At 46.1% G+C, this 24497-nt stretch carries 23 protein-coding genes; 2 read left to right on the forward strand and 21 right to left on the reverse strand.

The features are described 5' to 3' along the window. Positions 1 to 171: 171 nt before the first annotated feature. The 3 genes from secF to KJS52_RS12590 all read right to left on the reverse strand — a co-directional run bounded on the left by secF (position 172) and on the right by KJS52_RS12590 (position 2643). Positions 172 to 1092: a protein translocase subunit SecF gene (secF, locus tag KJS52_RS12580; protein WP_213515560.1), complete on the reverse strand. Its 921-nt coding sequence runs from the start codon at positions 1090 to 1092 to the stop codon at positions 172 to 174. Further along, on the reverse strand, positions 1082 to 2317 hold the full coding sequence (secD, locus tag KJS52_RS12585) for a protein translocase subunit SecD (RefSeq protein ID WP_213515562.1): 1236 nt from the start codon (positions 2315 to 2317) through the stop codon (positions 1082 to 1084). Before secD ends, secF begins: the two co-directional genes overlap by 11 nt. A gap of 86 nt (positions 2318 to 2403) precedes the next feature. Further along, complete coding sequence (locus KJS52_RS12590) at positions 2404 to 2643, reverse strand: post-transcriptional regulator (protein ID WP_246563490.1); 240 nt, start codon at positions 2641 to 2643, stop codon at positions 2404 to 2406. 872 nt (positions 2644 to 3515) lie between these two features. On the opposite strand from KJS52_RS12590, the gene KJS52_RS12595 reads away from it, so the two are divergent. After that, on the forward strand, positions 3516 to 5147 hold the full coding sequence (locus KJS52_RS12595) for a putative polysaccharide biosynthesis protein (RefSeq protein ID WP_213515564.1): 1632 nt from the start codon (positions 3516 to 3518) through the stop codon (positions 5145 to 5147). 4 nt (positions 5148 to 5151) lie between these two features. Here the strand turns inward: KJS52_RS12595 and KJS52_RS12600 are convergent, their stop codons facing one another. Continuing rightward, positions 5152 to 5904, reverse strand: a complete 753-nt coding sequence (locus KJS52_RS12600; protein ID WP_213515566.1) for a YetF domain-containing protein — start codon at positions 5902 to 5904, stop codon at positions 5152 to 5154. A gap of 375 nt (positions 5905 to 6279) precedes the next feature. On the opposite strand from KJS52_RS12600, the gene KJS52_RS12605 reads away from it, so the two are divergent. After that, positions 6280 to 6660 (forward strand): TIGR04086 family membrane protein, encoded by a 381-nt coding sequence (locus KJS52_RS12605; protein WP_213515568.1) that lies wholly within the window; start codon positions 6280 to 6282, stop codon positions 6658 to 6660. Positions 6661 to 6730: 70 nt separating this feature from the next. Here KJS52_RS12605 and yajC read toward each other — a convergent pair whose 3' ends face one another. From yajC to KJS52_RS12690, 17 genes are all read right to left on the reverse strand, one after another. Further along, positions 6731 to 7048: a preprotein translocase subunit YajC gene (gene yajC, locus KJS52_RS12610; RefSeq protein WP_213515570.1), complete on the reverse strand. Its 318-nt coding sequence runs from the start codon at positions 7046 to 7048 to the stop codon at positions 6731 to 6733. 20 nt (positions 7049 to 7068) lie between these two features. Continuing rightward, a complete protein-coding gene (gene tgt / locus KJS52_RS12615; protein WP_246563492.1) occupies positions 7069 to 8211 on the reverse strand; it encodes a tRNA guanosine(34) transglycosylase Tgt in 1143 nt (380 codons plus the stop codon). Between the two features lie 12 nt (positions 8212 to 8223). Then, positions 8224 to 9270 (reverse strand): tRNA preQ1(34) S-adenosylmethionine ribosyltransferase-isomerase QueA, encoded by a 1047-nt coding sequence (gene queA, locus KJS52_RS12620; protein ID WP_213515572.1) that lies wholly within the window; start codon positions 9268 to 9270, stop codon positions 8224 to 8226. Between the two features lie 3 nt (positions 9271 to 9273). Further along, positions 9274 to 11370, reverse strand: a complete 2097-nt coding sequence (locus KJS52_RS12625; protein ID WP_213515574.1) for a SpoIID/LytB domain-containing protein — start codon at positions 11368 to 11370, stop codon at positions 9274 to 9276. 16 nt (positions 11371 to 11386) lie between these two features. Then, positions 11387 to 12388 carry a Holliday junction branch migration DNA helicase RuvB gene (ruvB, locus tag KJS52_RS12630; protein ID WP_213515576.1) on the reverse strand — a complete coding sequence of 334 codons (1002 nt, stop codon included), beginning with the start codon at positions 12386 to 12388 and terminating at the stop codon, positions 11387 to 11389. 27 nt (positions 12389 to 12415) lie between these two features. Further along, positions 12416 to 13048 (reverse strand): Holliday junction branch migration protein RuvA, encoded by a 633-nt coding sequence (ruvA, locus tag KJS52_RS12635; protein WP_213515578.1) that lies wholly within the window; start codon positions 13046 to 13048, stop codon positions 12416 to 12418. Continuing rightward, entirely contained in the window at positions 13045 to 13548 is a 504-nt protein-coding gene (ruvC, locus tag KJS52_RS12640; RefSeq protein ID WP_213515580.1) for a crossover junction endodeoxyribonuclease RuvC, read from the reverse strand. Before ruvC ends, ruvA begins: the two co-directional genes overlap by 4 nt. A gap of 252 nt (positions 13549 to 13800) precedes the next feature. After that, on the reverse strand, positions 13801 to 14427 hold the full coding sequence (locus tag KJS52_RS12645) for a BofC C-terminal domain-containing protein (RefSeq protein ID WP_213515582.1): 627 nt from the start codon (positions 14425 to 14427) through the stop codon (positions 13801 to 13803). A 160-nt stretch (positions 14428 to 14587) separates the two neighbouring features. Continuing rightward, a complete protein-coding gene (locus tag KJS52_RS12650) occupies positions 14588 to 17533 on the reverse strand; it encodes a LysM peptidoglycan-binding domain-containing protein (RefSeq protein ID WP_213515584.1) in 2946 nt (981 codons plus the stop codon). A 293-nt stretch (positions 17534 to 17826) separates the two neighbouring features. After that, positions 17827 to 18720, reverse strand: a complete 894-nt coding sequence (gene pheA / locus KJS52_RS12655; protein ID WP_213515586.1) for a prephenate dehydratase — start codon at positions 18718 to 18720, stop codon at positions 17827 to 17829. Beyond that, positions 18720 to 19703 carry a homoserine kinase gene (thrB, locus tag KJS52_RS12660; protein WP_213515588.1) on the reverse strand — a complete coding sequence of 328 codons (984 nt, stop codon included), beginning with the start codon at positions 19701 to 19703 and terminating at the stop codon, positions 18720 to 18722. Before thrB ends, pheA begins: the two co-directional genes overlap by 1 nt. Before the next feature lie 4 nt (positions 19704 to 19707). Then, the gene (locus tag KJS52_RS12665) at positions 19708 to 20994 is read right to left on the reverse strand and encodes a homoserine dehydrogenase (protein WP_213515590.1); all 1287 of its coding nucleotides are present in this window, start codon (positions 20992 to 20994) and stop codon (positions 19708 to 19710) included. 30 nt (positions 20995 to 21024) lie between these two features. After that, positions 21025 to 21462, reverse strand: a complete 438-nt coding sequence (locus KJS52_RS12670; RefSeq protein ID WP_213515592.1) for an ACT domain-containing protein — start codon at positions 21460 to 21462, stop codon at positions 21025 to 21027. 140 nt (positions 21463 to 21602) lie between these two features. Continuing rightward, positions 21603 to 22943, reverse strand: a complete 1341-nt coding sequence (gene obgE, locus KJS52_RS12675; RefSeq protein WP_213515594.1) for a GTPase ObgE — start codon at positions 22941 to 22943, stop codon at positions 21603 to 21605. A gap of 13 nt (positions 22944 to 22956) precedes the next feature. After that, positions 22957 to 23691 (reverse strand): Spo0B domain-containing protein, encoded by a 735-nt coding sequence (locus tag KJS52_RS12680; protein WP_246563494.1) that lies wholly within the window; start codon positions 23689 to 23691, stop codon positions 22957 to 22959. Positions 23692 to 23824: 133 nt separating this feature from the next. Next, positions 23825 to 24133 (reverse strand): 50S ribosomal protein L27, encoded by a 309-nt coding sequence (rpmA, locus tag KJS52_RS12685; protein ID WP_213515596.1) that lies wholly within the window; start codon positions 24131 to 24133, stop codon positions 23825 to 23827. A 16-nt stretch (positions 24134 to 24149) separates the two neighbouring features. Continuing rightward, complete coding sequence (locus KJS52_RS12690) at positions 24150 to 24494, reverse strand: ribosomal-processing cysteine protease Prp (RefSeq protein WP_213515598.1); 345 nt, start codon at positions 24492 to 24494, stop codon at positions 24150 to 24152. Positions 24495 to 24497 lie beyond the last annotated feature (3 nt).

The following is a 24497-nucleotide window of genomic DNA, read 5'->3' on the forward strand; positions in this document are numbered from 1 at the left end:
CGAATTTCTTCCGTAACGGCTGTCATTCTTTAGCGCTACAACTATTAATTATACCATAGTTTTTTAGTACGATAATATATGAATCGCCGCTTGCAAAATTGCCAGACAGCAAAAATAAAGGCTGCTATGGCTTAACAAATTTCATCCATAGACAGCCTTCATGAAAGTTAGCTACACAGTAGGTTGCTTAGCAGCACTTGCAGGCTTTTTCTTTTCTCTTTTCTTAAACTCGTACCATAACGAGCTGGCAATACACACAGTAGAATAAGCCCCACTGATCAAGCCAATTAAAATCGCCAACGAGAACAGACGAATTGATTCACTACCGAACAGGAAGATAAAGACAGTAACGATCATTACCGTCAACACCGTATACAAGTTGCGGGCCATCGTCTGCCAAATACTTGCATTGACCAATTCGGTCAGCTGCTTATCATTTTTCGTCGAGCTGAAGCGCAGATTTTCACGAATACGGTCAAAAATAACGATTTTATCATTAATCGAATAGCCCAGCGTAGTCAAAACCGCGGCTATAAACGGCAAATCTACCTCTAGGCGGAACATAGAGAACACCGCGACAACGACAAAACAGTCATATAAAATTGCGATATTTGCTGACAAGGCAAACCGCCATTCGAAGCGAATCATAACATACAGCATAATAAGAACGGAAGCGGCAAGAATGGCCCAAATCGTTTTAATCGCCAGCTCCCGAGCCATGTCCGCGGAAACAACGTTAACCTCGAAAGAGCTGCCCTCGCCAAATTCAGCTTTAAATGCAGTTTGAATTTCTCTTATTTTTTCACTAGCCAGCTCTTCTCCAAAGCGAACTGAAATCCGATCATTGTTCGCTCCTCCGACTGTAGGAATTTCACTATAGCCAAGCTCTTTTAATATACTGATAACCTCTTGCTGCTCTACAGCATGATCGGTTGCAGTATCCATCGTCGTACCTGCTTTGAAATCAATTCCTAGATTCAAGCGAAAAATAAGCAGCGACAGTATGCCAACGGCAACTAAAATAATAGAAAAGGCAAAAAACTTTTTGCGATTGCCTATAAAATCGTAACGGATATTAGTATCAAAGCGCACGAATCTGTTCCTCCTTTACGCCATAATGTTTTGGCTTATTAAACGCCTTGCTGCTAACAAGCAAGGACAACAGGAAGCGCGACAAATAAATATTGGTAATGACGCTGACGATAATACTGAAAATCATCGTTAACGCAAAACCTTTAATCGCCCCGTCGCCAATGACATACAACGCAACACTAGCGATAATACTCGTAATGTTCGCATCCATAATCGTACGGAAGGAGTTTTTCGAGCCAGCCTTTAAGCTGGAAGACATGCTCTTGCCGCTGCGAATTTCTTCTTTAATCCGTTCAGCTGTAATAATGTTGGCATCGACTGCCATCCCGACGCCGAGTACAAAGGCTGCAATCCCTGGCAATGTAAGCGTTGCATTGAGCCAGTTATGCACCAGTACCAGCAGCCATGCATACGTAATAATGGATACACCCGCAACAAAGCCTGGTACACGGAACACAATGACCATGAAAAACAATACGATCAAGGAGCCGATTACCCCCGCAGTTACCGTATCCTTCAAAGAGTTTAAGCCAAGCTTGGCTCCTACGCTTTGTGTATATTTTTCAGTCAGCTTAAGCGGCAGAGATCCCATGTTGATCAAGTCGCGCAAATACTCAGCATCCGCTTTTTTCGCATTACCGAGTGAAATTTGTGCAGAACCGCCAGGAATCGGGTAGGTAACCTCCGGATCAGAAATCATTTCCTCATCCAAATAAATCGATAGCCTTTGTCCGACAAGCTGACTCGTTACATCATAAAACTTATCGCCGTCCTTGAGCTCGATCGTTACAATCGGGCGGTTAAAATTGTCGTAAGCGACGCCAGCGCTATTCTCTTTAAAATCCCGACCATCCAGCATAACAGTGCCATCAGGCGCGCGGAAGGTTAAATTAATTGGCTTTGCCAGCAGCTCGCGAATTTCCTCTTCATTTTCTACACCTGGCAGGCGTACACGAATACGATTGGCCCCTTCTGTCAAAATTTCCGGCTCAGCAACACCGGATTGGTCAATACGTTTCTCGAGTGCTTTAGCCGTCTGCTTCAAGGTTTGCGGGGTTACTTCACCACCCTCGTCGAACGGCGAAGCCTCATACAATACCTCAAAACCACCCTTCAAATCGAGTCCCAGCTTAACATCCTTAAGTATTGAAGGGCTTGTCCATGCTATTGCTGCGAACAAGACAACAACCACTGCGACAAAGGTTAGCAATCTTTTCTTAACCATGCGTCATTTATCCCCCTTAAAATCTCAATATTCCTATTATACAGATGGAGTAAAACAACGTCAAAAAAAGAAACTCTTTCTTTATACTAGAAAGAGTTTCCTTTATAAGCATTCAGCATGAGATAGTTCATAAATTGGTTCGGTTTTAAAGACAAAATATCACTAACCAGCTGATGTAGCTGCGGCTTGCCATGCTTTACATATTTGGAGCTAACACAGCCCCACACCTCAGCTGCCTCGACATGATCGTAACCTAGCAGCTTGAATTCCTCTGCCTTGCTTTCACACAGCTCCTTTATCATTGAATCCCACTCGATGCTCGACATGCGCTCCCCCTCCTCCAACTGCTGTCCAATCCTTTCAAGTCAACGAGAACAACCTGCTAACCTTGCTTCTATTGTTATCTAGTTCGTCATCCAAAACATATTTCCTGCTCTCTCCAATCAATTTTGACATGGAAGTGTGTGTGACAAGCATAGGATAAATTGTACAACCCTTTAGGGTTGTTTAAAAAGCTGGACTTTGATGACGATGTGACTTCTCTGTAGCATATTCGACAGCGAATATGCCACGCTACCGAAGGCTCCGGTGCTCACGTAGCTTTTGCCTACGCTGCGCTCCTCGCCTTCTAGTATCGTGTCATCTTCTTGGTCCTGAAAGCCCAGCTTTTTAAACTTCCATTGGAAGGGGTTGTTTAACAAGCTGGACTTTGATGACGAGGCGGTGCTTTGTAGCGTATTCGATTGGCGAATCTTGAACGCTAGCGAAAACTCCGGTGCTCACGTAGTTATCACCTACGCTGCGCTCCTCGTTTTCTAGTGTCCAAGCTTCTTGGTCCTGAAAGCCATGAAAAAGCTCCAGCGGAGGAGCAAGGCATCCGAAAAACGCAGTGGGTCGCCTTTAACATCGTAATGCAACCTTATAAATTCAAATAAGAAAGCATTACGATTTAAAAAGCGACTGGAGGTTGCTTTGCTCCGTAGCGCTGATACTAGCTTGAAGCTTATTCGACATCGAAGCCTGAAAGCCACAAAAAAGCTCCAGCGGAGGAGCAAAACATCCGAAAAACGCAGTGGGTCGCCTTTAACATCGTAATGCAACCTTAAAAATTCAAATAAGAGCATTACGATTTAAAAAGCGACTGGAGGATGCTTTGCACCGTAGCGATGTAACACGTACTTTAAGAGAGGTGTAAGCAATGACGAAGCAAAGCTTTATAAAGGGAGCGATGATCCTGTTAATAGCAGGCATTGTCAATCGAATTCTGGGCTTTATTCCCAGAGTTACCCTGCCGCGCATTATTGGCGCTGAAGGGGTTGGCATCTATCAATTAAGCTATCCTTTTCTAGTCGTATTATTAACCTTTATTACAGGTGGCATTCCGCTCGCCATCGCAAAATGGATTGCCGAAGCAGAATCAGTCGGCGATAAAGCAAGGGTGAAACGTATTTTTAACACTGCGATGGTTTTAAGTGTTTCAATTGCTCTGGCGTTAACAAGCTTGATGCTTCTGTTCGCACCGCTCATTATTAAATACATTATTCCTGAGCCAAGAGTTTACCAATCCTTCCTTGTCATGTCGCCTATGCTGCTTATTGTTGGCATAAGCGCTGTTTATCGCGGTTATTTTCAAGGCAAGCAAAATATGATCCCAAGCGCCTTCTCACAGGTAGTTGAAACAATTTTCCGCATCATATTTTCCTTGTCGCTTGCTTATTACTTTTTGCCGTGGGGATTGCATTGGGGAGCTGCAGGAGCGATGCTTGGTGTCGTAATAGGCGAAATTGCCGGCTTAGGCATTATGCTGCTCAATTATCGGAGAGAGCAAAACAAACGGCTCTCTGCGCTTACACATGTAGCGATAGCTGCCGAGCCAGGCTCGGCTGAAAGCGACAGCGAGCCGAAGACTTTAGCAGCAGGCAAAAAAGGCAAAAAAAGCAAAGGGCAAGGCTCGATATTGGGCAAGCTGCTTTCCTTATCCATTCCGGTAACAGGCAGCAGGCTAGTCGGCTCGATCAGCTATTTGCTTGAGTCGATTTTTACTGCTCGAAGCCTTGCAGCTGCCGGAATCGCAACTGGCATTGCAACTGCTCAATACGGAGCATTGCAGGGAATGATTATACCGCTGATCCTGCTGCCAACCGCCTTAACAAATTCGCTTGCCGTATCTCTCGTTCCTTCGTTGTCTGAAGCTGCGATCCAAAAACAATACAGCATCATTCACAAGCGATTGCATCAATCCATGCGGCTTTCTTTAGTCGCTGGCGCCCCTTTTACGATCATTATGTTTTTGTTTGCAGAACCGATCTGCGAGCTGATGTACGCGCATGGCGAGTATGCCCCGCTGCTGCAGCTAATTGCTCCGATTGGTATCTTCATTTACTTGCAGGCGCCGCTGCAGGCTACGCTGCAAGCTTTGGAAAAACCAGGAGTCGCGCTTGGCAATACCTTTATCGGTGCAATTATAAAAATCGGCTTAATTATTATGCTCGCTTCCAATCCTGCATTAGGCATTAAAGGCGCGTTAATTGCCATTGCTGTTAACACGGTGCTCGTAACTTTGCTGCACGCGCTTAGTGTAAAACGTTTCGTTGGCTTTCAAATGCAGCTGCTAGATTTTGTTAAGGTTGGCGCTGCGATTTTAATTTCCGGTGCATTTGCCCATTATGTCAAATCGCTGCTGCATACGATGCCGGACTGGCTAAGCCTGCTTGCTGCTTGCGCAACGACGATGATTCTCTACCTGTACTTTATGTTCTTAATGAAAATTATTGATCGCCATGATCTAATAAGGCTCCCATACATTGGCAAATGGTTTCAGCAGAATTAATTCGCTATCTGTCCTCATCGCTGACATCGATGTAAATCCGGCCTTTATGATCAATTGTGCATAGCAGCACATCTTTAAATTGGGCTGCGCCTTTTTCCTGGATAATGTTTTTAAGCCAAAAACGCGTCTTTTCCAGCTTTTCCAGGTTCTGATCCTGAACCTTGCCATCCATAATTAACGGAATCGGCAGCATTTCATAGCGGAAGCCAGGCGGAATGACCGGATGATCCTTGTTTTGATTGCTTGGTTGATTGCTGTCTGGTGTGGATGTTATTTCCTTTGACTCCATCATTTCAGACTGTTGCTGCTCTTGCTTGGGCACAATGGACAGCTTGCCGCTCGTTTCCAGAATCGCGAAGTCCACATCATCTATCGACGTGATGCCGTGTTCTCTTAGCTGCAGCATCAAATCATCAAGATTATAGCGCTGCTTGCGCAGCTCTTCCTTATAAATTTTGCCTTGAGCGATTACGACCGAGGGCTTGCCGTCAAACATTAACCTGACTTTGCGGTTTTTCATCGAGATAAAGGCTGTAAGCATCTGGATTAGCACTAACAGGACAATCGGGTATATGCCATGCATAATATGATTGCTTGTATCCTCAATCACAATTACGGCAATTTCCGCGATCATAACTGAAATGACCAGATCCAGTACAGACAGCTTGCCGATTTCTCGTTTGCCCATCAATCGCAGTACAATAAACACAACGATATACATTAAAATGGTGTGCCATGTTAAGGTGAACCAATCCATCAACCTACACCCTCTCTTACTAACGTATCTGCTATTGTGACCGCCAATAATCCCATTCATGCAATCTGGTTTTGCGTATTATATGGGAATGCACCTAAAGAAATAATTACTTGGCAACTTGTACTATTTATTGGACAATCGCATATCGTAAGTAATAAACGGTTAAAGAGGATGTTCAAAAAGCCCAACTTTGATGACGATGTAGTCACAAAAGTAGCTTAGTCGGCGTCGAATATGGGGTTCAGCCGAAATGTACAGTGCTCACGTAGCGTGATCTACGCTGCGCTCCGTCATTTCTAAGCTTCCCCCATCTTCTTGGTCCTGAAAGCCGTGCTTTTTGAACGCTCACTTAAAGTACAAGGAGGTATATGCGGTATGAACACCGATACACGCAAGCTGATGACAATGCCGATGCTGGCTGGCATAACCTATGCGCTAATCTGGCTAGCAGCAGGCGCTTTGCTGCTGTCACTGCTGCTGCATTTTACGTCATTCAAGGAAAGCAATCTCGGGATGATGGCATTCGTCGTACATAGCTTTGCTTCTTTCGTGGGAGGCTTCAGTGCTGGCAAGCGGGCCAGCTCGAAGGGCTGGTATTATGGAGGCAGCCTTGGCATTATTTATGGATTGATCGTTATTTTGATCAGCTTTCTGGCAACCGATGTTTCCTTATCTTTGCACAGTCTGATTTTGCTGCTTACCGTGCTAGCTGCCGGGGCATTTGGCGGCATAATAGGAGTTAATCTGCGAAAATGAAAATACCTCCAATAGCGACTATTGCTTTGTCTGCTATTGGAGGTATTTTTTTCAGTACATCAATATGTATCTATTCTGCGGCAGGAGCAGATTGAGATACTGTGCTAATCGCACTGCGATCAAACGTAAGCTTCATTGTATCGTTAACACGAAGCACTACTGTATCATCAGTTAGCTCAACAATCGTACCGTGCAAGCCACCAATTGTTACAATTTTATCTCCCTTTTTCAATTGGTGAAGCATCAGATTGCGCTGCTTTTGTTTCTTTTGCTGTGGACGAATAAGCAAAAAGTAGAATACAACAAACATTAAAACAAAAGGCAGCAATAACCCCCAGATACTACTTCCTGGCTGGGTTGCTGGAGCATCAGCTAAAAATATTGACATTGATTTCACCCCTTTCAATATTAAAATCCTTTATCATTGTCATGCAAGCCATATTGCTCAAAAAACTGATCTCTGAAATCAAGCAAACAATCATTCATGATTGCTTCTCTAATCTGTTTCATGAGCGAGGCTAAAAAGTATAAGTTATGATAGGTCGTCAACCTGATGCCAAACGTTTCATCAGCCTTAATCAGGTGACGAATATAGGCTCTTGAATAGTTTCTACACGTATAGCAGTCACAGTTAGGATCAAGTGGACCAAAGTCCTCTGCAAACTTGGCATTGCGTACAACTAGACGGCCTTGGCTGGTCATTGTTGTACCATTGCGAGCAATTCGCGTCGGCAGTACGCAATCAAACATATCGATACCGCGAATCGAGCCTTCCACAAGCGCATCCGGAGAACCAACTCCCATTAAATAACGCGGCTTGTCAAACGGCAAATGAGGCACAGTATAATCGAGCACTTCGTACATTAAATGCTTAGGCTCGCCGACACTTAGTCCACCTATAGCATAACCCGGAAAATCCAGTGAAGTCAAATCCTTCGCGCTCTGAACACGCAGATCCTCGTGCATGCCGCCCTGAACAATAGCAAACAGCGCTTGATCATGCTTGCGCTGATGGGCGGCAAGACAGCGTTCAGCCCAGCGGCTGGTTCGCTCTGTCGATTGCTTCACATATTCATAGGAAGCCGGATATGGCGGACACTCGTCAAAGGCCATCATAATATCCGGTCCTAAAGCGTTTTGAATTTCCATTGCCTTCTCTGGACTTAAAAACAACTTCTCGCCATTCAAGTGCGAACGGAATTCAACGCCTTCCTCGCTAATTTTACGGCGCTCGCTTAAGCTGAACACTTGAAAGCCGCCGCTATCAGTCAAGATCGGACGATCCCAGTTCATAAATTTGTGCAAACCGCCAGCCTTTTTCACGATTTCATGGCCTGGGCGCAAAAATAGATGATACGTATTGCTTAATATAATTTGCGCATTAATTTCCTTTAATTCCTCTGGGCTGATCGTTTTAACAGTTGCCTGCGTTCCGACTGGCATAAAGGTAGGAGTATCAATAACGCCATGCGGAGTATGGACTCTGCCGAGGCGCGCTCCAGATTGCTTGCATTGCTTAATAAATTCGTATGTGATTGCCAAATTATTCACTGTCCTATTCCTTTAGTATATAAACATCGCATCTCCAAAGCTGAAGAAGCGATAACGATGTTCAATCGCTTCCCGATATGCTTGTAATATATGCTCACGTCCCGCTAATGCGCTCACCAGCATAACCAGCGTTGACTTCGGCAAATGAAAATTAGTCAGCAGCGCATTGACGAGCTTAAAGGAATGGCCCGGATAAATAAAGATTGAGGTCCAGCCATTGCAAGCTTCCAGCGGTTTGTCCTCAAACCGCTGCCCCAGCGTTTCCAATGTTCGAGCTGAGGTTGTACCCACTGCCACTATTCTACGTTTCTGCTCGCGCGCGCGTTGCAAAATTTTTGCCGTTTGCTCGCTAATTTCATAATATTCCGCGTGCATTTCATGCTCTTCTACCGTTTCCGTGCTCATCGGGCGAAATGTGCCGAGACCGACATGCAGCGTCAAATAAGCAAGCTCTACGCCTTTTGCCTCTAAAGCCTCCAGGAACGGCTTCGTAAAATGCAGTCCTGCCGTTGGCGCAGCCGCTGAGCCCTCATGCTTGGAATAAACCGTTTGATAGCGCTCCTTCTCATCGAGCTTTTCTTTAATGTAAGGCGGAAGCGGCATTTCTCCCAAGCGATCAAGCAGCTCATTGAATATGCCTTGATAGGAAAAGCGCACGATGCGACTTCCCATGCTGCCTTCTTCCTCTACACTGGCGGTAAGCAAAGGAGCGCCCGCTTCATCTTCACCAAAGACAACAACTGTGCCAGCCTTCATCCGCTTTGCCGGCTTCGCCAACACCTCCCAGCGATCATTCTCAAGCTGTTTAAGCAGAAGCAGCTCAATGCGCGCGCCTGTATCCCGCTTCGTTCCAAGCAGGCGTGCCGGCAATACGCGTGTATCATTCAGCACCAGCACATCCCCTGCATGCAGCTTGTCAGCCAGATCGGTAAATACACCATGCTCAACTGCTCCGCTTTCTTTGTTAAGCATCAGGAGGCGAGAAGCTGTTCGCTCCAGCAAAGGTGTTTGAGCAATCAGTTCTTCTGGAAGTTCAAAATCAAATAAATCTACATTCATTGGTTACTCCTTAGCAATTGTTGTTCCTGCATAATAGTATTGCAAGATATATTTATAGTCATACCCTTGATTGGCAAAGCTGTACGCGCCGTATTGCGACATGCCGACACCATGGCCATTGCCTTTTCCATCAAATTGGAAACCCGCTTCCTTCGTTGCCGCTCGCACATTGCCTGCTCCATCAAGCACAAACATATATTCGCCGCTTGCAGTCGCAGTTTGTCCATTAGCGCCAAGCACCTGTAAATTGCCTGCTCCGTCTTGTTTTACACGCTGTTGATTGGAGGCTCCCAAAACAACAACCTTGCCTGTTTGCTCAATTGTAAAGTAAGTGCTTTGCAGTGAGCCATTTACGCCTAGCAGAGCACGCAATTCAAATGGACTGGAAACTGCCAGCTTCTTGCCGTTGACTGAAACCGCTACTGCGCGTCCTGAAGGCCCTGTTTCACTTACTTCCATCGAAGTAATTGGGCCAGAAATGGACAGCTTTGCATTAATTGCCTTCAGCATTTCAGCACTTGTATACGGTCCGCGACGCCAGGTGTTCGCATTGGATTGAATAACCTTCTCCAATGCAACCAGCTGTACTCCGCTCTTAATTTGCTCAACAGGTGCTACGTTGTTTTCAATAAGCGGATTGCGGCGGATATTGGTGTCGGCTGTTGTGGACAGCAATATCGGCTTGCCTGCAGCATTTTTCATGCCCGAATCTTTCACAAGGTCCTCGCGAATATAGCCAACTTTGCCGTTTGGCAGCACAACGCGGTACCAGCTATGTAAACCATTTTCTGAAATCGAATCCGGACTTGTTACACTTTTCAAATATGGAACCTCATTGCCCCATATTTCCTTGGAATCTGCCGTTCTTCCACCGGAACTTGAGCTGAACAGCGTCTCGACCAGCTTGCCGTTATACATGAGCACTTCGCCTTTTGTTGCATCAACCGCAGCAGTCGAGTTCTCATGCTCTGAGTTGACGCCATAATAAGCCTGGCTAGTCGTCGTATCAACTACATGGGCAACAGTAAAGTTGTTGCCGCCATAAAGAGCATACGTACGGGCTGCCACAGCCTGAGCCTTCAATGCTTCAATTGGCCAGGAGGGATACATTTCGATCGCAACTACAGAATATAAATATTGCTCAAATGGAACCTCGTTGACCACATACATTTGATTGTTTAACGCACCCGCTTCAATTGTCCCGCGATAGCTGCGCTCACTGCGCTCCGTCACTTTAATCGTGCCGCTTCCTGCTGCCGATACAGCAACCGCCAGCTTCGGATTGTACATATATAGCTCGTCCGAGCTGCCTGCAGTGCCGGTCGCACTATGATCGACACGCATAACAAGCATATCCTCGCTGCCATTTGCCGTCTCAAGCTTGGTCGTTACTTTGCTTGCTGCTGTCTTCACAATATCCAGCTCTGCTTGTGTTCCAGCCAAGCCAACCAAAACAGCATACTCCAGCTTGCCAGAGCTGTTGAGCGACATGCCAATCGCGGTATCAAGCCCTTGCGAGCCGAAGCTTGCAGCAGCCTTAAGCGCATCCGACTTGGAGGCATGTCCTCCGTTTACTAGCGAGAAAGGACCAGAAACGATCATGCTTGAGCCTGCCAGCTTCGTAATGCTTGCATTGGCCTTCCATTTATTCAGCGCTGCAGTTGCATCGCTGTTCGTCGCATAGCCGCCTTCTATAACCTGATAAGTAACCTTATCGTTTTTGCTGAGCGAGATAAGGAAAGGCGAGCCGCCTGCCGCTTTCACTGCTTCATAGACCTGTTGGGCATTGCTGAACTGCGTCGTCTCCGTCAGCTTTACTTTATAATCATTAAGTGCCAGCCTTAGTTGATCCTTTTCCGGAAAGCTCAGCCATTGCACCGATTTGTTAGCCGCCTTGACAGTCAAGTTCATCGCCTGCTGTGAGCTAAGCGTTACACTTTTGGTAATGCTGGTGAATTTTCCAGGCAGATTTAAAAACAGCGCCACTCGAATCTTGTCAAGCGTCGGCACAGCAGCCTGTGCTGGCTGGACTACCCCTAAGGAAAAAAGCATAACGATAATTACTGATAGTAAAGTGCTTCGCTTGATAAGCTTGTTCATTCCTTCACTTCCTTTATTATTTTTCTGGCATCGGAATGCCGAGATGGCGATAAGCGCCCTCTGTTGCTACTCTACCGCGCGGTGTACGCTGCAAGAAGCCAATTTGCATCAAATAGGGCTCATATACATCCTCAATTGTTTGCGACTCCTCGCCAATTGTTGCAGCTATCGTATCAAGTCCTACAGGGCGTCCTGAGAAGCTCGTCATCATCGCTCGCAGCATTTTATGATCGATATGATCAAGTCCCATAGGATCAACCTGCAGCAGCTCCAGGGCTGCGTTGGCGATGCTATGTGTAATAATGCCGTCGCCTCGAACTTGCGCAAAATCACGCACCCGTTTAAGCAGCCGGTTGGCGATTCTCGGCGTACCGCGTGAGCGCAGCGCGATTTCATGCGCCGCTTCGCCAATAATGTCCACATTTAATATTTCAGCTGCACGCGCAACAATAAATGCGAGCTCGTCCACGTTATAGTATTCCAGCCTGCTAACTACCCCGAAGCGGTCCCTTAACGGGGCTGAAAGCTGGCCCGCGCGGGTTGTCGCACCTATTAAAGTAAAAGGAGGAAGATCCAAACGCACCGAGCGCGCACTAGGACCTTTACCGATCATAATATCGAGTGCAAAGTCCTCCATAGCTGGATATAGCACCTCCTCGACCGTGCGATGCAGGCGGTGAATTTCATCAATAAACAGCACATCGCCCTCCTGCAAATTCGTTAACAATGCAGCGAGATCGCCGGGACGCTCAATTGCAGGCCCGGAGGTTGTTCGCAAATTAACGCCAAGCTCATTGGCAATAATATTGGACAAAGTCGTTTTACCGAGTCCTGGAGGTCCGTACAGCAGCACATGGTCAAGCGCTTCCTTGCGCAGCTTGGCCGCTTCGATGTAGACCGTTAAATTTTCCTTTGCCTTTGTTTGCCCAATATACTCATTCAAATAACGTGGACGGAGGCTTAACTCTACCGCTTGCTCTTCCATCATTAAATTGGCAGAAATAATACGTTCATCCATGATGTCCCAAGCTCCTTTCCGTTATCGTTATCCTTTAAACAGCTGCTGCAGCGCCTTTTTCATTAAAATATCGACGCTGTCATCCTGACTGGCATTGTCCTGCATCGCTTGCCATGCGCGATCGAGCTCGGCATCGGTATAACCAAGCGCCTTTAAACCAGCCTTCGCATCCCGCCAGTTTTTTCCTTCAGGAATGGAAGCAGAAGGCGCATCCTCATATTGCAGGCTAAACGAGCTGCCAGTTGCAAAAATATCAAAGCCAAGCTCGCCAAGCTTGTCCTTCAAATCAAGCACGATACGCTGCGCCGTTTTTTTGCCGACGCCAGGCAGCTTGGTCAGATAGCCCAGATTCTCTTGTTGAATCGCCTGCACAAGCGCTTCCGGCGTGCCAGTCGAGAGCATGCCGAGTGCAACCTTGGGCCCGACTCCTGATACATCCAGCAGCTTGCGGAACAGCAGCTTCTGCTCTCGAGTTTCAAATCCGAATAATAATACGGCGTCCTCACGCACATGATAATGAATATGTACAGTAACAGGTTGCTGAGCAGCCATTAGCGCATATGGATTAGGAGCAAACACGCGATATCCAATATCTCTTACTTCAACTACCGCATAGTCGGCTTCAACAAAAGCCACTGTGCCCTTTAAATAATCGATCACGACCGCTTCACCTCATTAATTTTTTGCACCAGCACTGCTGAATGGGCATGGCAGATCGCCACTGCCAGCGCGTCTGCAACATCATCCGGCTTCGGTATTGCACTCAGCTTGAGAAACATTTTGACCATTTCCTGCACCTGCCGCTTTTCCGCATTGCCATAGCCTACAACCGCTTGCTTTACCTGCAGCGGCGTATACTCGGCTACCGGCAAGCCCCGCTGCGCAGCGGCTAATATAATAACGCCTCTAGCTTGTCCAACGGCAAAGGCCGTCGTTACATTGCGATTGAAGAACAGCTTTTCAACCGCTACAGCATCTGGTTGATAGCGATCCATTAATGCGCAGGCCGATTCATATACTTGAATCAAGCGCTGCTCCTGAGGAGTATGTGCTTCTGTCGTAATCGCACCATATTGAACAGGGGTCAGCTTATGACCTTGCTTATCTATGAATCCAAATCCGGTGATAGCAATTCCCGGATCGATTCCTAATACTCTCATTGATTCACCTCTATCTTTTAATAACGCAAGAGGCTATTCAGCAGCATCCGAGTCAGCTCTTTAAGCGTCTACCCTTCATTATAACAAATCAACGGAATTATGAGAACGAATGTTTCATTATTGTTTTAATATGAGTAAAAAGGTCTATATCCAGCAAAAAGATCCTGTTTACTGAAAATGGCATCAGTAACAGGATCTTAGTCATTTGGCTTTACTCGTTTATGCAATTGTATAAACTCCCTTGCAGATAAACTATTGGCTGACCCGATCCAGCCTAAATTCATTAAAGGTCGATAGCACACTATCGTATTCTTCAATATCTCGCACTCGAATTCCGTGCTGTAAATGCTCCAGCTCCTGCTTGGGCAATCGGCTTTCCAAATAAGGGATGTTCAATTGAAAAAATGTTTTCATTACTTTTTCCTGTGCAGGTGTGCCGTCATACAATGAGAACAAGCCTTCATCATCAATTCCAAAAAATGCATTCGCCTTACAATGTGGCGACAAGTCATCTACATGCTCCTCAAAGCGCATAATCGTATGCGCTTGGTCAACAGAAAGCTTCCACTGCGGATTTTGCTGAATTAATATGACGACATTCTCGTAAGACAGGTTTCCCAGTTCCACAATTTCTTCGCCGCATACATAAACTCGGTGTAAAATCGCTCTGAGCTTTTGTTGATCGCTAAACCAGCTTGACAGTTCATCCTTAAACGAAGTCATTGCGTTTGCATGAACAGTCGCTGTGCCAGAGATTACAGCTGATAGTAGCACGGCAAGCAGCGTATACAATCTAGCGGCACTCCAAGCTAATGAACCATAACGTTTTAATTTGCGCCTTATTCTTTTTTTGATTTTTTTCCAAACTGAATTTTGCATCATGCTGTCTCCTTCATCAAGTCATAACCATAGTGTGGACAATATTTGCAATTTTAATCTTTAATTTTCCATCACATATTATTGCTTCGGATATGAATTGAAAGAGCAGCATTCCGCTTCGCAGAACACTGCTCATCATTTTTAATATGATTGCTGCATGCTACACATTAAGCCAAGGCTTGCCGCCTCTTTGCTTTTTGCCTGGATTTTTTGCAGAGCGAATGTTTACTTTTTTACCGCCACGTTTGCCCTTGACAGAGGCTGGCGCTAATTTATTTGCAGACTCGTTCATTCCGACAAATTTGTTGGCAGATTCATTCATCGTCGCATATTTATTAGCTGACTGATTCATAGGCGCATACATATTGGCCTGTGGTCCGCCACAGCCGCAGTCGGCATTCCATTGATTGTATGCAGGCATTACTGGTGCTGCATTCATTGGAGGATACATTGCCGATTGTGCAGTAATAGGATTTGCATTCATTGCTCCCATCGTATTGCCGGACATATTCATCGGCTGGGCATAGCCCCAATTCGCCCCGTTAGGATACGTTGAATTGCCGTAGCCGTAATAATATGGCACATTGCCATAGGACGAATATGCTGCTGGCTTTTGATTGGCTGCATAGGCAGATGTGTTGGCTGCGTAGTAAGGATACGTTACATTGGCATTTGTTTTATAAGAATATGGCTCTACCTCTGAAGGAAGCGGCTTATAGCCGGCATAGCCTTTATTTTCAAAAGGAGCTACTTTATTAGCCGCTGGTGCTATTTTGTTCGAAATTGGCATTTCGTATGACAATGGAGCCACTTTGTTCGCTGCTGGCGCTATTTTGTTCGAAATTGGCATTTCGTATGACAGTGGAGCCACTTTGTTTGCTGCTGGCGCTATTTTGTTTGCAACAGATTGCACCTTGGTTGTAGATAGAGGTGCTATTTTGTTCGAATAAGCAGCATAGTTTTCCGTTGCGTACGGGGCAACTTTATTGGAATAAGCCGAAGCATTCCCAGTTGCATAAGGCGCTACATTGTTCGAATAGGCAGATGCATTCCCTGTAGCGTATGGCGCTACATTGTTCGAATAGGCAGATGTGTTCCCTGTGGCATAAGGTGCTACATTGTTCGAGTACGCGGATGTATTTCCTGTGGCATAAGGTGCTACATTATTCGAATAGGCGGATGTGTTCCCTGTGGCATAAGGTGCTACATTGTTCGAGTACGCGGATGTATTTCCTGTTGTCAATGGCGCTACATTGTTCGAGTACGCGGATGTATTTCCTGTTGTCAATGGCGCTACATTGTTCGAGTACGCGGATGTATTTCCTGTGGCGTATGGCGCTACATTATTCGAATAGGCGGATGTATTTCCTGTGGCGTATGGCGCTACATTGTTCGAGTATGCAGATGTGTTCCCTGTTGTCAATGGCGCTACATTGTTCGAGTATGCAGATGTATTTCCTGTGGCGTATGGCGCTACATTGTTCGAGTATGCAGATGTATTTCCTGTTGTCAATGGCGCTACATTGTTTGAATACACGGACGCGTTTCCGTTTGACTGTGGCATCATTTTGTTCGCCGCCTCAACTTTCGTCGCCTGTGGCATAATTTTGTTCGCTGCTTCTACTTTAGTAGCTTGCGGCATAATTTTATTCGCCGCCTCTACCTTTGAAGCTTGCGGCATTATTTTGTTTGCCGCCTCAACTTTCGTTGCTAGCGGAGCTACATTGTTCGAATAGGCTGCTGCATTGTTAGCCGTTGCTTGCGGCATGATCTTATTCGCTTGCGCTTCCACCTTCGTCGCTTGTGGCATTACTTTATTCGCTTGCGCTTCAACTTTCGTTGCCTGCGGTATTACTTTGTTCGCTTGCGCTTCAACTTTCGTTGCCTGCGGCATCACTTTGTTCGCTTGCGCTTCCACCTTCGTCGCCTGCGGCATTACTTTGTTCGCCTGCGCTTCCACCTTCGTCGCTTGCGGCATTACTTTGTTCGCTTGCGCTTCCACCTTCGTCGCTTGCGGCATTACTTTATTCGCTTGCGCTTCAACTTTTGTCGCTTGCGGCATCACTTTGTTCGCCTGCGCTTCAACCTTCGTCGCTTGCGGCATTACTTTGTTCGCTTGCGCTTCTACTTTTGCTGCTTGCGGCGTAATTTTAGCAGGTAAGGTTTCTGCTTTAGCTTGAGCTGTAGGTGCAATTTGTACCTTTATTGGAGCTGTTCCTTTTACATTCGTATTGCTTTTAGCAATAACGCCAGTATTCTTCTTGCCAAATGCGGTTGCATTGGATGCAGCATTAGCAGCAGCCAAATTAGCACTTACATTATGCGGCACATTGATTACTTGACCTGGTGTTAATTGATCGGGATTGCTTAACTGGCTGTTGGCAGCAACAATCGCATCAAGTGATACATTCCATGCTTGTGAAAGCTTCCATAGCGTATCTCCTGGCTGAACGGTATAGCCTTGACTAATTCCAAAGCCAGCATTGTTTTGTGCAGTTACAGACTTCGGAACAAGAAGATTCATTCCAGCCTGCATTTGATTAGGATCTCCGATACTTGGATTCAATGCCATCAAATCCTCCTGACTGATTCCGCTGTTTGCAGCAATTCCATTAATTGTCTCGCCTGGCGATACTGTATGAAGCTGTAAGCCTGGCATCAATTGCTCAACCACAGAGCTAGTGGCTGATGCAGAAATTTCAGGCTGTGACGTAAATAGTGAAGGGATCGATGTAGCATGTGCAGAGGCAGCAGGCGTTGCAGAATGTCCACCGTGTTTTGGGATGTTGACGATTTCTCCGACCATTAATACATTTGGATTTTTGATATGCTGATTCGCTGCTGTCAGCTCTGCCAAGGAAACGCCCCACTCTTGTGAAAGCTTCCACATGGTATCGCCAGATTTTACAACATGCTGATGTATGATTTCATGATGGGATGATCCGCCATGGTGGCCTGATGAGGACGGTATTTTAATTTTTGTTCCAATTTGCAGGTTGTAAGGGTCTAAACCGTGATTATAATTTAAAATCTGGTCGACGGTGACATGATATTTCTGGGCAATATGATACAAGGTATCGCCTTGTTTAATAATGTGTATCTTCACCTATTGATTCCTCCTATACAAGATGTACTTCTCATACGGGCATTTGCCGTATTTAGTCTATACATCCTATGCAGCAAGTAGGCAGTCGTCACCATAAAATGAAAAAAACTTTGCATGACCAGGCCCATTAATTGGGTAATAGCCTGCCAGACAGCATTGGCAGGCTGTGCAGATTGCTTTTTCAAGCTGAATCATGCTGCGCAGACAGACTCGTCTGGATAGGCTTTTGCACTCCTTTTTGTGGAACAAAATGTTAAAAAGCCTCCCGCATCTTTCGATGGGAAGGCCTTTACTCAATACATCTGCTGCTCAGTTATTAGCTGGTCGTATGTAAAGCACGGGTAGCTGCCAAGTACACGAACATGACAGCCAATCGCTGTAATTTCTTCTAACGCCAGCTGCAGCAGCCGTTCATTCAATGAATATTTAATTTCAATATAAAAATAGTAGCTGCCGAGCTTCTTTTTCGTCGGTCTGGACTCTATTCTGGTCAGGTTGATTCTGCGCCATGCAAATGCCGACAGCACCTGATGCAGCGCACCGGGAAAATCCTCCGGCAATGTAACTAATATGCTTGTACGCATCTGAGCAGTCTCTCTGCCCGTATACGGTTTGTTTCCGACAAGGAAAAAGCGAGTGTAGTTGTTTTGGTGATCGGTCACTGACTCGACTAATACATCCAATCCATTGTTGACAGCAGCTGTCTTCGTCCCGATTGCAAATACGCCTTGTTCAGGCAAATCTCTTACAATTCTTACAGACTCTGCGGTGCTGCTAACATGCTCCTTCTCGACATCCTCCGGTAAATACTCTCGAATAAATTTCAAGCATTGCGACATCGCTACAGGATGACTAATAATTTTTTTTACACGCGAAAAATCATACTCTCCATGCTCATTAACCAGCTCTGAGCGCCGCCCGATCAAATTTTGGTTGGACGGATAAATCCATTCTGCCTGGATAGGCAAATCTACTTCATGCACTAACCAATCCATATGCAAGCTTACGGAACCATCTATTGTATTTTCAATCGGAATAACGCTGTATTGGCTTATATCGTTTGCTGTTGACAAAAACACATCAGAAATTAAACGATGATGCTTGTATTGTACATCCTCCTGTTGAAAAAACAGCCTCGCAGCTTCATCCGATACTGATCCCGCTGGCAGCAATGCTACTGTTACCATCAGCAATCGTCTCCTTTTATCAATTCCATAAACGGCAAATCCCGCACAACCTGCTCTTCTTTGTAAATTACACGCGCGCCAAATTGATCAGGAGCAAGTGTCATTGTCGTCGCAGCAATTCCTTCACTGCTCATCGTATCTACCATAAATTGCTGCAGCTGAGCCTTTTGCTCGCTATGGCAATCAATAAAGGCAATTAAAGTAGGGCCTGCACCGCTTAAAGCAGCCCCTAATGCGCCATGATGGACGGCCTGCTCTAATATATAGCTCATTCCAGGGATTAAGGATGCCCGATAAGGCTGATGAATGCGATCCTGAATCGCTGATCGGATCAACTGCAGCTGACCGCTCGCCAGCGCTGCGACCAGCAATGAGCTGCGCCCGATATTGAACACGACGTCGGATTTAGAATATTGCTCGGGCAAAGCATGTCTTGCTTTTTCCGTAGATAATTGAAAATCCGGAATAATAACGATTGTTTCAAGTGCTTGTGGCGGTGTAATTTTAACGTAGGGAGCTGCAACACCATCCCAAGAGGAAACGATAATTCCTCCGAACAAGGAGGCTCCTACGTTGTCTGGATGCCCCTCCAGCTCGGTTGCCATTTGAAACAGCTCTTCTTGAGCGAAAACGCCGCCCAGCATTTCATTAGCAGCAACAAGCGCACCTACAATGGCAGAAGCACTGCTGCCCAATCCTCTTGTTAATGGAATATCACTGTACATACTTATTTTCAAAGGCTGCTCGGCCAGTCCTGCCTTGGCAAAAACGCGCTGAGCAACCTGATATACTAAATTGCTGGAGTCTGTAGGCAATTCGTCCATGCCTGCTCCATAAAGCTTTACTTCCGTCTCATTTGCTACCGAGAGCTCAAGCCAGGCATACAAGGAAAGAGCCATGCCAAGCGCATCGAAGCCTGGACCGAGATTGGCTGTGCTGGCTGGAATTTTTACGACTACTGTTTCATTTGTAATTTTATTCATGTCCCTATCCTTCTACCCGATATACGCTTTTTACTTGATGAATAACGTCCATGCCTTTAAATCTGTCCAGCAGGCTCTGAATTGCTGCCTTGCTCGCATCATGTGTAATGACGATAATTTCCGCAGTGTTGGAGCTAGGATTTGCCTGCTGCAGCACAGACTCCAGGCTGATCTCGTATTTAGCCAGCTCTTGTGTAATTTGCGCCAATACTCCAGCGCGATCGGCTACTTCAAGCAGCAGAAAATATTTAGAAGAAATTTGGTCGTCTGTCTTCAGTACAGTTTGCTTAAATGCGGAATTTATACGCTTGCCGCTAATGCCAAGCTTCATATTTTTGCTAACCGCAACCAAATCAGCAACAACTGAGGTTGCAGTTGGCAGCTCGCCAGCGCCGGCACCGTAGAACATCGTTTCGCCGACTGCCTCTCCTGTAACGAGCACAGCATTAAACACGCCATTGACAGAAGCAATTGGATGCGAATTTTTAACCATAGTCGGCTGAACGGACACACTAATTTGATTTTCATCGCATTGTGCGATCCCTAACAGCTTAAGCTGATAGCCAAGGCGCTTCGCATACTGAATATCCTCTTTCGTAACGTTGGAAATGCCTTGTACCGAAACATCCTGCAAATCAACGCTTGTATGAAAGCCTAGACGAGCTAATATGACCATTTTGCGTGCAGCATCCAGGCCCTCAACATCGCTTGTCGGATCTGCTTCAGCGTAGCCAAGCTGCTGCGCTTCCTTCAGCACATCGGCGTAAGAAGCGCCTTCCTGCGTCATTTTCGTTAAAATATAATTTGTCGTGCCGTTGACAATTCCCATAATTTTCGTAATACGATCCGATGAGAAGCCATCGACCAGCGTCCGAAGAATTGGGATGCCTCCTGCAACGCTCGCTTCATAATAAATATCAGAGCCATGCTGCTGGGCGATTTCAAGCAGCTCTCCGCCATACAAAGCCATTAGATCCTTGTTGGCAGTTACGACATGCTTGCCTAGCTTAAGCGCTTCGACGATGTACTCCTTGGTCGCAGTTGTACCGCCCATCACCTCTATAATAACATCGATTTCGGGATGGCGAATAACTTCCCACGCATCATCAGTCAGCTTGCTTGCTGCAACAGAAATGTTGCGCGCTTTATTCACATTAGACACGACGATCTTTTCGATTTCAATCGCGCTGCCAATCTGATTTTTCAAATCATCCTGATGATTCTCGACAATGCGCACAACACCGGTACCGACCGTCCCTAACCCCAATAACCCAACTTTAATCGGCTTCATCTCTTTCCCTCCATATCAATCTATCTATCGTTATCCTTGAGCAATAACTGCCGCACGCCGCACTCCAGACTGAGCCTTTAGCAGCTGAAGAAAAGGCTCAAGCTCCATATCCAGCATGGAAACATCGACCGACAGCACAACGTTGGCATAGCCTTGCAAAGGAATACTCTGATTCATCGTCAGCACATTTCCTTCATGCATCGCAATAATAGCTAGTACATTAGACAATACACCAGAACGATGCTCCAAGTCCATGGCAATTGTCGCAATATGCTCCCTGGAAATTTCAGTAAGTGCATAGACGCCATCCTTATACTTGTAAAACGCGCTGCGGCTCAAGCCTACATGCTCCACCGCTTCATTAATCGTTTGCGCCTTGCCGCTTTTTAATATTTCCTTTGCCTGAATTGTTTTAACAATCGCCTCAGGCAAAATATCCTCACGGACGACATAAAATCGAGCCGCCATTATTTGTCCTCCTACAAAAGACATATGTTCACTTATAGTGGACATTATATCGAATCCCCGCTCTATTTTCAATAGGCTTATACGAAATATAAAACAAAAAAGACGACTGCAGTTTTCTACAATCGTCAGTTTCTATGCCTTTAATCATAAGGGTTATAATCAGAGCCTTCAAAAAACTCAAACGAAAAGTCGCCGATTCGTACGGTATCACCGTCTCTTGCTCCGCGTTTTCGCAATGCTTCGTCTACACCCATTTTACGCAGCATACGAGCAAAGCGCATAACTGCATCATAGCTGTTCAAATTAAAGCGCTGCATGTAGCGTTCAATTTCTTCGCTTTCCACGACATAATCCTCATTGTCACGCGAAATTTTAAAGCTCGCTTCCTTTTTGCCCTCGTATTTGAATACTTTGCGTTCAGCTTGCTCGCTTGCAGTCAAATCCTGCTCCTCAGCTTCCGCCAGCTGCTGCTCAACCTGATCCAGTACGTCTGCCGCCTTGTAGATCAGCTCATTAATTCCTTCCTTGGTAAGCGAGGAAATTTGCATAATGATATGCTCTTTGTCGCCGTCAAATTGTTTAAGCTGCTCAAGAAAGACAGGCAAATTTTGCTCAGCCTCGGCCATGTCCATCTTGTTAGCCGCAATAATTTGCGGACGTTCAGCAAGCTTCTCATTATACAGTCGCAGCTCGTTGTTGATTTTGACCCAATCGTCGAACGGGTCGCGTCCATCCGTTGCTGCCATATCAATCACATGGATAATAACCTTGGTCCGCTCGACATGGCGCAAAAACTCATGACCAAGCCCAACGCCTTCATGAGCACCTTCAATCAGCCCTGGCAAATCGGCCATTACATAGCTGCGTCCGTCGCCTACGTCCACCACACCGAGATTGGGTGAAATGGTCGTAAAATGATACGCGCCTATTTTAGGTCTCGCGCCTGATACAACAGACAACAGTGTTGATTTGCCAACGCTCGGGAATCCTACCAGACCAACATCCGCCATTACTTTAAGCTCAAGCGTTACCCAGCGTTCTTCCCCGGCCTCGCCGTTTTCAGCGATATAAGGGGCTGGATTAGTCGGCGTTGCAAAGCGCATGTTGCCGCGACCACCACGGCCGCCTTTGGCGATGACAACCTCTTGTCCGTGCCGCGTCAAATCAGCAAGCACTTCACCAGTATCATCATCGGTGACAATCGTTCCTGGCGGAATCCGCACGATCAAATCATCCGCCGATGCTCCATGCATGCCCTTTACCTTGCCGCGCTCACCGCGCTCTGCCTTAAAATGCTTCTGATAGCGAAAATCCATCAGCGTGCGCAAACCTTCGTCAACGCGGAATATTAAATCTCCGCCTTTTCCGCCATCGCCGCCGAAAGGGCCACCGTTCTCTACATATTTCTCACGACGAAACGAAATTAACCCGTCGCCGCCGTCGCCGCCTTTTACAAATATTTTTGCCTTGTCGACAAACATGACTTGCCTCCGTTCATGCCTTAGTTAACTGCACGACAAGCTGCTTGGCGTTTAATCCGCCAACCAAGCGTGCAGCACTATGACTGTTCAACTGCTGTTCGATTTTTTGTGCCCAAAGCTGCTCATTATTCAAGCTGCCATTATAGTTAAATCGGATATGTAGTCCATCCTGTTGTTTATGAAAAACGAGTCGCAGCACCTGCTCCTCCGTTGTATCCTTGCTTGCGTATAAACGATATGCCGCCAAAATTTGAATGATCAACTCGCCTGACTGTTCATCATCGAGCTGTATAACGTCATGCTCGTTCTCATATTCAAAACCGACTTCCAAATGAAAGCTGCTGGGCATGCTGCGAAAGCCGAACAAATAGTGCACCAAATGCGGCTCCTTCAATTTGGAGATACAGCTTTCCGCTAACATTTTTCCCTTTATGCGCTCCACATATTCAGCAACCTGCTCATGCTTGCCAAGCCGTATATAGCCAAACAGCACTTGCAGATCATTCATCCAGTCATGCCTGTGATGGTTCATGACCGTAATCCATTGCTTATGATTAGAGAAAATCGTGCTTGCCAGCTGCTGCTTATGACGAAGCTGATGCGCCTTCACATCTACTAAACCAAGCAGCGCCACCCACAGTACAGCAAGCAGATTCATCCAACGGTAGCCAGGCATTAAGATGATAAGTATCGCAGGTATAATCGCAGTAAGCCAAAGCCAGTGCCGCCATTTAAACCAACCCTTCATCTATAAACCAACCTTTCGGTAATAGCCTGCTTGCAGCAGTCCAGCTATTGAGAATGCCTTGATCACGAGCATTAGCCATGCTATTGTGGTTAAAAAATAGCCCCGACCATACAATGGAAGGGGCTATTGCTTATTAAGCTTCTGCTGCGGCAACTGGTGCCAATTCAACCGGGTATACGCTCACTTTTTTGCGATCACGACCCCAACGTTCGAACTTAACAACGCCATCAATTTTAGCGTAAAGTGTATCATCTTTACCGATGCCTACGTTAGTTCCTGGGTGGATTTTTGTACCGCGTTGACGATACAAAATGCTTCCGCCAGTAACGAACTGACCATCAGCACGTTTTGCGCCAAGACGCTTTGCGTGAGAATCACGGCCGTTCTTTGTAGAACCTACACCTTTTTTGGATGCGAACAACTGAAGATTTAATTTCAACATCTCGTGTCCCTCCTTCTCATCGTTCTTTTAAGTTTTGATCATGCAGCCTTACATGATCACCGTATGATTGAGCGATCGTATCGAGACTTACAATCATGGATTCAAGCAGCAGCTGAATCTTCGCATCCGTATCAGCATCTGCTGCAGACGGAATTCGCGAGGATAGCCAACCGTTCTTCATCTTGACTGGAAGCTCAACTCCCGCCAATGCTTCAATCGCATTTACTGTACCAACCGATACAGCAGATACACCAGCACAGACAATATCTTCGCCATGCTTTGCGTAATTAGCATGTCCCTCAATAGCAAACGATACAATGCGATTGCTTTTGTCATCGCGTACAATCGTAATTTTAACCATCTT

It is taken from the genome of Paenibacillus montaniterrae (genome assembly GCF_018403185.1).
Classification (GTDB): Bacteria; Bacillota; Bacilli; order Paenibacillales; family Paenibacillaceae; genus Pristimantibacillus; species Pristimantibacillus montaniterrae.